Below are 11,862 nucleotides of genomic sequence, written 5' to 3'. Positions count from 1 at the left end.
TTAAAATGCAACAGTCTTCAGAAATATCAGTTTCTGAAGACTGTTGCATTGGTGCGCGGAACGCGCATACGTTAATAAGCGAGTTTGCGGGTGAGCAAACTCGACGTGTTTTTCAGCCGCGCTATTTTAGCGGCTGAAAATAAACTTTCCTTAAAATGCAACAGTCTTCAGAAATATCAGTTTCTGAAGACTGTTGCATTGGTGCGCGGAACGCGCATACGTTAATAAGCGAGTTTGCGGGTGAGCAAACTCGACGTGTTTTTCAGCCGCGCTATTTTAGCGGCTGAAAATAAACTTTCCTCAAAATGCAACAGGTGAACAAAATATCAATTTTGGAAACTGTTGCATTTTAGGGTTCCATTTGTGCGATTTAGAACTCGTCGACCTATTCGAAAACGCAGTTATCGAATAGGTCTATTCACACAAAAAACTCAGAAACGGCAGGGCGTGTGTAGTTCTGTTCCAGCATCGCTTTATGTGAAAGAAAAAGCTCGTTATCAAAATATTTTGCATTTGTATGGCAATGGAACACGCATGCCTGACACTTAATACAGGTTCCCGGTACTGAAGTAACATCATTTTTATCGATTGCCGCCATCGGGCAACGGGCAGCGCATACACCGCAGTTGTCGCATTTTTCCGTATCGGTAGCAGGTTTTGCTTTTAAGAAGTTAACCGGCTTTCCATCCAGCCCCAGCGGAACATAATACGCGGTAAGCGCTTCATTCCGCCGGACTGTTATACTGCTCTGCAGCAATCCGGTTTCTATCTGGAGTTTTTCTGCAACGGAATCGGTAAACGCAGCAAGAGCCTCCATATCTGCAGTATTCGGGCGGTCAATCCCTACTTCGGCAAAGGCATGGTGACAAACCACTGCTGCTGCTCCCAATACCGAAAATCCGTTTTTTTCCAATTCATCATGCAGTTCGCTTAAAGAATTGTCAAAACTGCGGTTGCCGAAAGTAACAACTGCTGCAGCCTGCGCTCTGTTGCCTTTAAATAAGGTTTGCACAAAGGGCAGCACCTTATTCGGTATACGCCCTGCATACGTCGGCACACCGAACACTACCAAATCCTCTGCACTATAGGTTCTTACTGCGGTATGGGCAGCAGGCAGAGTGAAATCGTCTTGTTCAACCGGAAGTCCAAGCTTTTCCGCTAAGCGGTTGCCGACAGCCTCAACCATCGCTTTTGTATTACCGGTTGGACTGAAAAAAACAAGTGTGATTTTTTTAATTTTTTGCATACTCTTCTCCCATAAAAATAAAAGTAGTGCCCTGTGTACGGCTTTTATTTTACATGCCTTCATTTAAAAAAAGACCGGATGTGCAAAAGCACATCCGGCTGCCGATACTCAGTAGGAGGCATACCATCGGCATTGTTTAGATCAAACCTGCTCGACAACTGCATTTTCGAACGGGTTTATTATTAATTTGACACAATATAACGCACCGCAAAACTGCGGGAGACGACGTTTTGTATTGCTCTTGTACGGTAAATGCCGAAAAGTCTATGAGCGCTTGTTGCTCCGTGTCCAAATATGGAGTTTTTCCGCCTCTGCGATAAGCTGATCCCGGAAATCAGGATGCGCTACAGAAATCAAGGCTTCGGCTCGTTGCCAGGTAGACAACCCTTTGAGGTTGACCTTACCGTACTCGGTTACAAACCAGTGGACATTGGTACGGGTGTCGGTAACAACGGAACCGTTTGCTAAGGTTGGGCGAATACGGGATATCAGCGTACCGTCTTTATCTTTGAAGGTTGAAGAACAGCAGATAAAGCTCTTTCCTCCCTTAGAAAGATATGCCCCCAACACAAAGTCAAGCTGTCCGCCTGCACCGGAGATATGCTTAGTTCCCGATGTTTCGGAATTTACTTGCCCGAACAGATCAATATCAACTGCATTATTGATCGACATAAAGTTGTCAATCTGAGCAATTACCCGTGCATCATTGGTATAGGACACCGGAGCGCCCATACATGCCGGGTTATTATGCACGTAGTCGTAGAGCTTTTTGGTTCCTGCAGCAAATGCGTACACCTGTCTACCAGTGTCGATTGACTTTCTAGCCCCGGTTATTTTTCCAGCCTGCGCAATATCGACAAAAGCATCAACATACATCTCTGTATGTACGCCAAGGTCTTTAAGATCAGACTTGGCAATCATTGCACCTAGCGTGTTGGGCATGCCGCCAATACCGAGCTGTAAGCACGCGCCGTTCGGAATTTCTTCGATAATAAGCTTTGCTACCGCCTTATCGACATCAGTAGGTTCACCCTTATCCACAAGCTGATCTATGGGCGGGTTATCGCCTTCGATAATCATATCAACCTTGGAAATATGAATCTTATCATCGACACCGTTTACAGCGTACGGCATATTCTTATTGACTTCAACAATAACGATGTCGGCACAGTCGGTTGCCGCTTTTAAGTGAGAAGCATTCAGACCGAAGTTGAAAAAGCCTTCACTATCCATCGGAGTTGTCTGGAAGATAGAAACATTCAAGTGTTTGATATTTTCGTAGTACCAGCGAGGTAATTCCGAATACCGGAGCGGCGCATAGTAGCCGAACCCGGCAGCGATCGTTTTGCGCTCATAGCCAGACATATGCCAAGAATTCCACGTAAGATGTGCAGCAGGATTTTCAATCTTAAAAATTTCCAGTTGCCGCAAAACAACTCCGCCGCGGAAGTTTACACCTTCAAGTTCAGGCAAGCGGGCGGCGATCGCTTTATCAAAAGCAGCAGAGGTAGAGTTTCCCCAGCCGAAGTCAACCCAATCACCCGACTTTACAACCTGTGCAGCTTTTTCAGCTGAGGTCAGTTTTTGTTTATATAATGCGGTATAGTCCATCGAGAAACTCCTTATCGGTTATAAAATTTTTCTACTTTTTCCTTTTTAACAAAAGCGTTCATTCCCATTTTTTGGTCTTCCGTTGCAAAACATTGAGCAAATTCTTCCGTTTCAACAGCAACCGCCTTATCAATACTTACCTGCAATCCTCTATTGATGGCTGCTTTTGCTTTTTTTATCGCAAAGGGTGCTTTTTGGCAAATAACTTGCGCCATAGCGACCGTTTCCGCCATCAAATCCTCCGGCTTTGTCACCTTATTGACAAGCCCGATTGAGAACGCCTCGTCTGCCTTGACATGACGACCCGTATAGATAAGCTCTTTGGCGCGCCCTGCACCGATAAGCCGTGCAAGCCGCTGTGTACCGCCGAAACCGGGCGTAATACCCAAGCCTGCTTCAGGCTGTGCAAAGCGGGCTGTTTCCGAGGCAATACGGATATCGCATGCCATTGCAAGTTCACAGCCGCCGCCCAAAGCAAAACCATTGACGGCAGCAATGACCGGGCAATGGAAGTCTTCTATACGGAAAAATATTTTGTCCGCAAATTCTGCATACTGAGCAGCTTGTTTTGCATCCATATCTTTCATCTCTGAAATATCCGCTCCGGCAACAAAGCTTTTTCCACCCGCTCCGGTAAGAATAACCGCATAAATATTCTCTACCTTTTCAACTTCGTCCAAGGCTTTATTAAGATCCGCCAGTACTGCCGTGCTGAGCGCATTTAAAACCTCGGGCTTGTTAATGGTAACCGTTGCAATATGATCGTTTATTTGAACTAAAACTGTACTCATCTGTATTCTCCCCACTGTTTATTTTGAATAATCGTAGAAACCCTTGCCGGTTTTACGACCAAGCAGCCCGCCCCGCACCATCTTACGGATAAGCGTACAGCAGCGGTATTTACTGTCGCCGGTTTCGCGGTACAATACATCCATAATTGCCAATACAACATCCAATCCGATTAAATCGCCGAGTGCCAAAGGTCCCATCGGGTGATTTGCGCCAAGCTGCATAGCGGTATCAATATCCGCTGCAGAAGCAATTCCTTCCTGTAAAATACAAGCAGCCTCGTTAATCATCGGAATAAGGATTCTGTTGACAACGAATCCCGGTCCTTCCTGTACTTCTACCGGTGTTTTGTTCAAGCTCTTTGCCAACTCGATAATCGCATCTTTTACCTGTGCCGGTGTGTTAATACCCGAAATAATTTCTACCAGCTTCATGCGGTCTGCAGGATTAAAGAAGTGCATACCGATAACATGGTGTTTAATACCTTTTGCAATCTCCGTTATTGATAACGAAGAGGTATTGGTTGCAAAGATTGTTGCTTCTTTGCAAATGCCATCCAGCTCGGTAAACAGTTTTTTCTTTGCCTCGCTGGTTTCTAATATTGCTTCGATGACAACATCGCAATCTGCTAAATCTTTATACTCGCCTGTTTTTAAATGACTTTTGACAGAATCGGCAAAATCAGCGGTAATTTTTCCCTTACTCGCTAATTTATCGTAATTCGCAGCAATCTTATCGATGCCCGACTGTGCCCACTCAATTTTTACATCGCAAACAGTAACCTGATATCCGCTTGCGGCAAACGCTGTAGCAATTCCTTGCCCCATTGTGCCTGCGCCTACAACACCAATTTTGTTCATACGAAAACTCCTTATGAGCCTTTTTATATGTGTTATTCAAAATTGCTTGTGGGAACCTCTAAAAACCTCAAGCCTATTGGCTTGTTCTGTAAGGAAATGATTAAACCCATTCGATAACTGCGTTTTCGAATAGGTCGACGAGTTCTCAATCGCACAAATAGCACGATTGAAAACATCGCATTTCATGGTAACCTGTTCGGCAACGTAAGTTTCCGAACAGGTTTATTTATCATATCCGCTCAAGCGGATCGCGAATCAGTTTTTAGAGGTTTTCCTCAGATTCTTTTTGGATAACGTTTTCCGGCAACGCCGATACATACGAAGTAAAGCCTCTGCCGCACCACTTGTGCTGTTAAGAAGCTCTCCTTCATACCCATTTAGCATAACACAAAATATACCGAAGATAAAGCCTCATTCAGCTAAGAAAAATAGTACACAATCTTATATTCATGCGGAAGATTTACCTCCCCCGATGCACTGATCGGGGTTGTTAATTTAAAATTTTACACTAAAAGAAAGCAGCCGCAGTAAAGGGTATCTCTCAAAATTCGGTTAGATTTTAGGGTATTTCCCAAATACTTTTAGTGCGGCTGCTTTATAATATCGTTTAGCAGCTCAGTGCGGATTACCGCCGTTCCCGTGCGAAATGAATACCGGAAACATCAAGCTGCGGAACACCTTCTGGTAAGGAAATATCCGTTGCATTGATAGAATCAATAACAGCTTGAGCCATAGAATCAAGTTCATACCCCTTGTCCGGACTCATTGTTGAAGCGATAGTAATACGTTCATTGATAATTTCCATATCATCCATGTTCTTTTCAATGAATTCCTGAATAAGATCGCCCGACCGTACTGCCCATGAACCATTTTCTACAATAGCAATCTTCCTATTCTGTAAGTTCAAGAGCCGCATGTGATCCAAGAACTCGTGTACCGGCGGGAAAATATTCAAGTTGTATGTCGGAGAACAAATGATAATATGGCTGAACTTGAATGCTTCGGAAATAAGATACGACACATGGGTACTTGATGCATCGTACACTGAAACGTTCGTCATGCCTTTTTCAGCAAGTTTTGAAGCAAGTGCAAAAGCCGCTGATTCCGTATTTCCATAAATGGAGCCGTACACCAGTAACACACCTTTTTCTTCCGGCGTATAGGTTGCCCAGTGCAGATATTTGTCAAGGATGTAGGGGAAGTTATCTGCCTCCCATACCAAACCGTGCAGCGAACAGATATACTTAATCTTAGGCAAGAGATCGAGCTTGAGTACCTTACCTACCAAGTGCATAACTTCCGGACCATACTTACCGACGATATTCGTCAGATAGCGGCGTGCTTCATCCATCCAGTCGCGCGGATAGTTTACTTCTTTTGCAAAGAGCTTACCGTCAAGCGCGATAAAGGAACCGAAGGCATCTGCAGAGAAGAGCACTCCGTTGGTTACATCAAGGGTAACCATAACTTCCGGCCAGTGCACCATCGGCGCTTCAACAAAGGCGATAGTGTGATCTTCAAATGTGCGGGTATCCCCTTCTTTGACGGTATCCGTTTTGTAGTTATCTGGATCATAAGCGAACTGACGCATCAGCATAAAGCCCTTTTCAGTCGAAATGATCGTCGGCGCCCACTTATCCAACACAGTGGTAACAGAGGAAGAGTGATCGCATTCCATGTGGTTTACAACAAGGTAATCGACCTTATCGCGTCCGTATTTTTCCAGCAGATAAGTGATGTTTTCCATCAGCTGCGGGCAGGATGTCCATTCTGCCGTATCAAAAAGGATGGTACTCTTCTTATCAAAAAGAAGATACGCATTATAGCTCACTCCGAGGGGTATCGGGTGCATATTTTCAAACAATGTTAAACGGTGATCGTGTCCGCCGACCCACCATACATCTTTTGTAACTTCACGTACACTGTACATAATAAACTCCTTAAAATAGTAAACAAGCTGCTTTTACGCGGTATATTCCGTAACAGTATTCGACTGTTAATTGTTGCGGAATGTCAGCTTGATAAAGCGGTCTTTTGCTTCACCGCAGTCGGGGCAGGTAAATTCAGGGTCAAGATGCTCGAACAAAGTTTCCGGCGGAATATCAGCATCCTTATTTCCTTCTTCCGGCACATACTTATAACCGCAGCCCAAACAAACATACTGCGACCCGATCCGGGACGGACGCGGCACAGGAGCTTTCTTAATTTTCGGATAGGGGAAAGTCAGCTCTTCTTTTGCAACAGCATTTAATTCTTCAATCAACAGAGGGATAACTTCTTCCAAATCCCCGACAATACCGTAGTCGCAATGAGAAAAAATCGGAGCTTTTTTGCTTTTATTGATGGCGATGATACGCGAGGCATCCTTGATACCTTTTAAGTGCTGAATAGCTCCGGAAATACCGATTGCAAAATAGAGATTTCCTTTAAACTTCTGGCCGGACATACCGACATACCGCTGCACGGGAACATACTTTAAGGTTTCTGCTGCGGGACGTGATGAACCGATTGAGGCACCGGCAGCTTTTGCTAAATCTTCTATTAAATGCCATGTTTCCTTGTCTTTTACACCGCGACCGCCGGAAACACCGATGGGAGCCATTGCCATAACCGAATTGATATCCACATCTTTGTAAAACTTGAAACGTTCAACCTCAACCAACTGCTGAACCAGTTTATGAACCTTTTCTTTCATCGTATCACCGTCAGGAAAGATACGTTTGCGCATTCCGGTAATACCAATTTTCGGATCACCTTTTAATCGAGCTACTGCCATTTCATACTCCTCTCATTTCTCAAATTCATATTAGGGCATCTCTAAAAACTCGGCTAGCTTTTAGGGGTACCCACTCGCTGACAGGTATATCTACCGGATATCCGGCAGTACACCCGCAGCAAAACGGAAACCCGAACAAACAATTTGTTCAAGTTTCCGCTGTAAAGCGCTCAAGGCTGTCTTAAAAGTTAGCAACTTTTGAGACAGTCCAAATGCCGTTAATGCAGCACATCATGGAAACGGTGCTGCAATACACACAACACGTGCGAATCTCTAAAGACTTCCGCTTCTACAGATTCCTAACTAGCGGTTTGCCTTTCCTAGTTTACCCAGTATCTTAGATGCAATAACGAGGCGCTGGATTTCATTGGTGCCTTCGTAGATGGTGGTGATCTTTGCATCACGGTACATCTTTTCAACCGGCATACCCTTAATAAAGCCTGAACCGCCATGGATCTGCAATGCTGCATTCACCACTTCCAGTGCGATATCGGAAGCATAGAGCTTTGCAATAGCGGAATCGAGACCATAGTCTTCATGGTGCTCTTTCTTTTCTGCTGCTTTGTAGATCAAAAGCCGGGCTGCTTCAATCTTTGTCAGCATATCGGCAAGTTTAAATGCCAGATTCTGCTGTGCTCCGATCGGTTTTCCGAACTGTTCACGGCTGCGGGCATATTTTACCGCTTCTTCATAAGCGCCTTGGGCAATACCGAGCGCCTGACTTGCAATACCGATACGCCCGCCGTCGAGGGTTTTCATAGCAATCTTGAATCCTTCGCCTTCCTTACCGAGCAAGCGGTCATGCGGCAGTGTTACTTCATTGAAAATCAGCTCTGCAGTTGCAGAAGTACGAATACCGAGTTTGTCATAGTGTTCGCCGAACTCGAAGCCTGCATCGCCTTTTTCTACGATAAATGCACTGATTCCCTTGGTTCCGGGAACATCGGGATTTGCAGCAAACACAACGTAGGTATCCGCCTTAGGTGCATTGGTAATGAATATTTTTGAACCGTTCAGAATATAGTTGGAACCATCGTCAATATATTCGGTTTCTGTACCGCCGGCATCACTTCCTGCATTCGGTTCTGTAAGACCGAACGCACCGATCTTCTCGCCCTTTGCAAGCGGAATCAAATATTTCTGCTTTTGTGCTTCCGTACCGAATTCTGCAATCGGATACGAGCCAAGGGATGTATGCGCGGAACAGATAACACCGATACCGCCGTCTACGCGGGAGAGTTCTTCTACAACAATCGCATAGCTCATAACATCAAGCCCTGCACCGCCGTATTCTTTTGCATAAGGAATACCCATCCAGCCATGAGCGCCCATTTGTTTTACCTGCTCTTCCATCCACGCATCTTCAACAGAACCGCGGTCTTTTTCGAGCACGATCGGTTTCACTTCTTTCTCTGCCCATTCACGTACCTGCTTGCGCAAGGCTTCATGTGCTTCAGTTGTCTTGAATAACATTATATACCTCCTGACATTATTCATTTGGGATATCTAAACACACAGTGAGTTTTAGAAGATACCCCTTTATATGGTAGAAAACCTGGGGACGGCTCAAAACCGAGAGCGTTTTTGCCATCCTCGGCTACCCCTAGCGTTTTACGATAACGGCTGTTCCCTGACCGCCGCCGATACACAAGGATGCAAGTCCGATTTTTTTATCTGCCCGGATCATTTCATGGAGCAAGGTTACCAAGATACGGTTACCGGAAGCCCCAACCGGGTGACCGAGTGCGATTGCTCCGCCGTTGACATTCGTGCACTTGAGTAATTCATCGCGGTTTACTCCATGCTCTGCTACCAATTCGTGCACAACTCCGAGAGACTGTGCAGCAAAGGCTTCGTTCAGCTCTACCAGTTCCACATCGGAAAGTTTAATCGATGCGGATTTCAGTGCATTGCGGATTGCCGGTACCGGTCCTAAGCCCATAACCAGCGGATCTACACCGCCCTGCCCTATACCGATAATTTCTGCAATCGGCTTTAAGTTATATTTTGCAACCGCTGCTTCGCTTGCGATAAGAACAAACGATGCACCGTCGTTAATACCGGAAGCATTGCCGGCGGTTACCGTACCATCATTTTTGAATGCAGGACGGAGCTTTGCCAATTTTTCGAGGCTGGTGGTGCGGTTGGGGAATTCATCGGTATCAAAGACAATATCTTCTTTTTTGCCGTGAATAACAACCGGTACAATCTCATTTTTAAACTTACCGGCATCGATTGCTGCAATCGCTTTTTGCTGGGATGCAAAGGCGAAGGCATCCTGCTCTTCCCTGGTAATGCCGAAGCGGGCGGCGATATTTTCCGCGGTGATACCCATGTGAATATTTGCCCGTGCATCGGTTAAAGCATCATAGATCATGTGGTCTACCGCCTGCCAGTTACCCATTTTGTTACCGCTGCGGGTATTTGCCGGCACAAGATACGGAGCCATAGACATGGACTCTACCCCGCCTGCCACTACGATTTCGTTAAAACCGGACTGAATAGACATCACCGCTTCCATCACCGTGCGCAAGCCTGAACCGCACACCATATTTACGGAGTGTGCGCACACTGTTTCAGGAATACCGGCTTCCAACAAAATAGTCCGTCCGATATTTTGCCCCAACCCTGCACCAAGCACGTTTCCGCAGATCAGCTCTGAAACCTGATCGGGCTTTACCTTTGCATCTTCCAACAAGGCTTTCACCACTGCCGCGCCCATCTCCTTGGGCTGTACAGCAGATAATCCGCCGAGAAACTTACCAATAGCAGTGCGCTTTGCACTGACGATAAACGCTTTTGATCCTGTCATTTTTTGACCTCCTTACGCTCAGAAATAAGAGCCGCTGCAATAAACGCATAAAAGACATACGCCTTCAACAGTTTTACTCAAGCTTTCTTACGCTCTCTTTCTAAGCCCTATCACACATCATAGCACGGCTGAGAGCATCATACCAGAAAAATTTCCACTATTATTCTTTTTTATGGAGACCCGCTCTCTGCGTATAGTTCGAGCGGTATCCAATACTTTATTGTAAGGCAGGTTCAAAAGGTTTGTCAACTAAAAATTCGGAATTATTCCTAAAATTATTTTCAAGACGATTACGCAGCTTGGAAAAATGATCTTAACCAGATGATTTTACTTTACATAACATCAATGATTTTTGTATTTGACAGATGCTGTATTTGAATGTATACTTTTTAGTATAGGATAATTTTAGGAGGCCTTTATGGCAAAAGTTGAACTAAAAGGTATCGGCAAGATATACGATGGCGGTGTCCGTGCGGTAGAAAACGCCAATATCACTATTGAAGACCAAGAATTTGTAGTATTCGTCGGTCCTTCCGGATGCGGTAAGTCTACTACGCTCCGTATGGTTGCCGGTTTGGAAGAAATCAGCGAAGGTGATTTATATATTGATGGAGAGCGTATGAACGATGTTCCGCCGAAAGACCGGAATATTGCGATGGTTTTCCAGAACTACGCGCTCTATCCGCACATGACCGTGTATGATAATATGGCATTCGGCTTAAAAATCCGCAAGGTTGATAAGCAAGAAATTGAGCGCCGTGTACACGAAGCGGCACGCATCCTTGATATAGAAAAACTCCTTGACCGGAAGCCTAAAGCCCTTTCCGGCGGTCAGCGCCAGCGTGTTGCGGTAGGACGTGCTATTGTCCGTAACCCCAAGGTATTCTTATTTGACGAGCCGCTTTCCAACCTTGATGCTAAGCTCCGTGTTCAGATGCGTGCGGAAATTTCTGACCTGCATAACCGCTTAAAGGCAACGATGATTTATGTTACCCACGACCAAGTTGAAGCAATGACGATGGGCGATAAGATTGTTGTTATGAAAGACGGAAAGGTGCAGCAGATCGGCTCTCCGCTCTATCTTTACAATCACCCCATTAATAAATTTGTTGCAGGCTTTATTGGATCACCGCCCATGAACTTCTTAAGCGTGAAGGTTGTTGAAAAAGACGGAGGTATTATCGTTGATGAAGGTACCTTTGTCTTGCAGCCTACAGAAGAGCAGCAGCAACGATTACGCAAATATGCCGGTAAAAATGTTTTCTTCGGCATTCGTCCGGAAGATTTGCAGCTTGTGCCGGCAGATGACAATGCAAAGAATAGTATGCGGTTGAAGATTACTGTCAAAGAGCCGCTTGGTGCAGAAACCCACCTCTATTTGACTTCTAATAACCAGCAGGTTATTGCCCGCACCTTTAATGCTGTCGATGCAAATATCGGCGACTCACTGCACTTTGTACCGAATATGGAAAAGGCTCGCTTCTTTGATAACGAAACCGAAGCCAATATCTGTGAAGACGTGAAAAAGCAATAAGTAGAGCGCTATTGGTATGAATATCCCGCGGCGCAGCCAGTCGGGATATCCGGCAGCCTGAGCATATAATAAAAGGCTGCCTTTAACCTCTTTCTAATACTCTAGCGTGAGTGCTGTGAGGGGCTTTTGTTTTAAAGAAACCGTATGGAATAGAGCCGGCAGATTATTTAAAATCTGCTGCCATGCTAGCATGACTGCGAATCATTTGAGGTATGAGGCAATGCGGAAAATCAA

9 protein-coding genes are annotated in these 11,862 nt (G+C 45.3%); 1 reads left to right on the top strand and 8 read right to left on the bottom strand.

The features are described from left to right. Window positions 1-418: 418 nt before the first annotated feature. The 8 genes from ACTTJ8_RS03235 to ACTTJ8_RS03200 all read right to left on the bottom strand — a co-directional run bounded on the left by ACTTJ8_RS03235 (window position 419) and on the right by ACTTJ8_RS03200 (window position 10,094). On the bottom strand, window positions 419-1,246 hold the full coding sequence (locus ACTTJ8_RS03235; RefSeq protein ID WP_442720294.1) for an EFR1 family ferrodoxin: 828 nt from the start codon (window positions 1,244-1,246) through the stop codon (window positions 419-421). A 264-nt stretch (window positions 1,247-1,510) separates the two neighbouring features. Further along, window positions 1,511-2,857 (bottom strand): butyryl-CoA:acetate CoA-transferase, encoded by a 1,347-nt coding sequence (locus ACTTJ8_RS03230; protein WP_442720293.1) that lies wholly within the window; start codon window positions 2,855-2,857, stop codon window positions 1,511-1,513. A gap of 11 nt (window positions 2,858-2,868) precedes the next feature. Continuing rightward, window positions 2,869-3,648, bottom strand: coding sequence for an enoyl-CoA hydratase-related protein (locus tag ACTTJ8_RS03225; RefSeq protein ID WP_442715070.1), 780 nt, complete (start codon window positions 3,646-3,648; stop codon window positions 2,869-2,871). Between the two features lie 18 nt (window positions 3,649-3,666). Next, window positions 3,667-4,506: a 3-hydroxyacyl-CoA dehydrogenase NAD-binding domain-containing protein gene (locus ACTTJ8_RS03220; RefSeq protein ID WP_442715071.1), complete on the bottom strand. Its 840-nt coding sequence runs from the start codon at window positions 4,504-4,506 to the stop codon at window positions 3,667-3,669. Between the two features lie 625 nt (window positions 4,507-5,131). Continuing rightward, complete coding sequence (locus tag ACTTJ8_RS03215; protein ID WP_442715072.1) at window positions 5,132-6,436, bottom strand: FprA family A-type flavoprotein; 1,305 nt, start codon at window positions 6,434-6,436, stop codon at window positions 5,132-5,134. Window positions 6,437-6,502: 66 nt separating this feature from the next. Further along, window positions 6,503-7,282: an FAD-binding protein gene (locus ACTTJ8_RS03210; RefSeq protein WP_442720292.1), complete on the bottom strand. Its 780-nt coding sequence runs from the start codon at window positions 7,280-7,282 to the stop codon at window positions 6,503-6,505. A 303-nt stretch (window positions 7,283-7,585) separates the two neighbouring features. Beyond that, the gene (locus ACTTJ8_RS03205) at window positions 7,586-8,755 is read right to left on the bottom strand and encodes an acyl-CoA dehydrogenase family protein (RefSeq protein WP_442720291.1); all 1,170 of its coding nucleotides are present in this window, start codon (window positions 8,753-8,755) and stop codon (window positions 7,586-7,588) included. Between the two features lie 130 nt (window positions 8,756-8,885). Continuing rightward, a complete protein-coding gene (locus ACTTJ8_RS03200) occupies window positions 8,886-10,094 on the bottom strand; it encodes an acetyl-CoA C-acetyltransferase (RefSeq protein ID WP_442718661.1) in 1,209 nt (402 codons plus the stop codon). Between the two features lie 418 nt (window positions 10,095-10,512). Between ACTTJ8_RS03200 and ACTTJ8_RS03195 the strand changes: the two genes are divergently transcribed. Then, window positions 10,513-11,628, top strand: coding sequence for an ABC transporter ATP-binding protein (locus ACTTJ8_RS03195; protein ID WP_442715076.1), 1,116 nt, complete (start codon window positions 10,513-10,515; stop codon window positions 11,626-11,628). Window positions 11,629-11,862 lie beyond the last annotated feature (234 nt).

Origin of the sequence: Treponema sp. (genome assembly GCF_052169735.1) — a bacterium.
GTDB lineage: Bacteria > Spirochaetota > Spirochaetia > Treponematales > Treponemataceae > Treponema.
The sequence above is the reverse complement of the archived record's forward strand: the minus strand, read 5'-3'. Positions and strand labels throughout refer to the sequence as shown.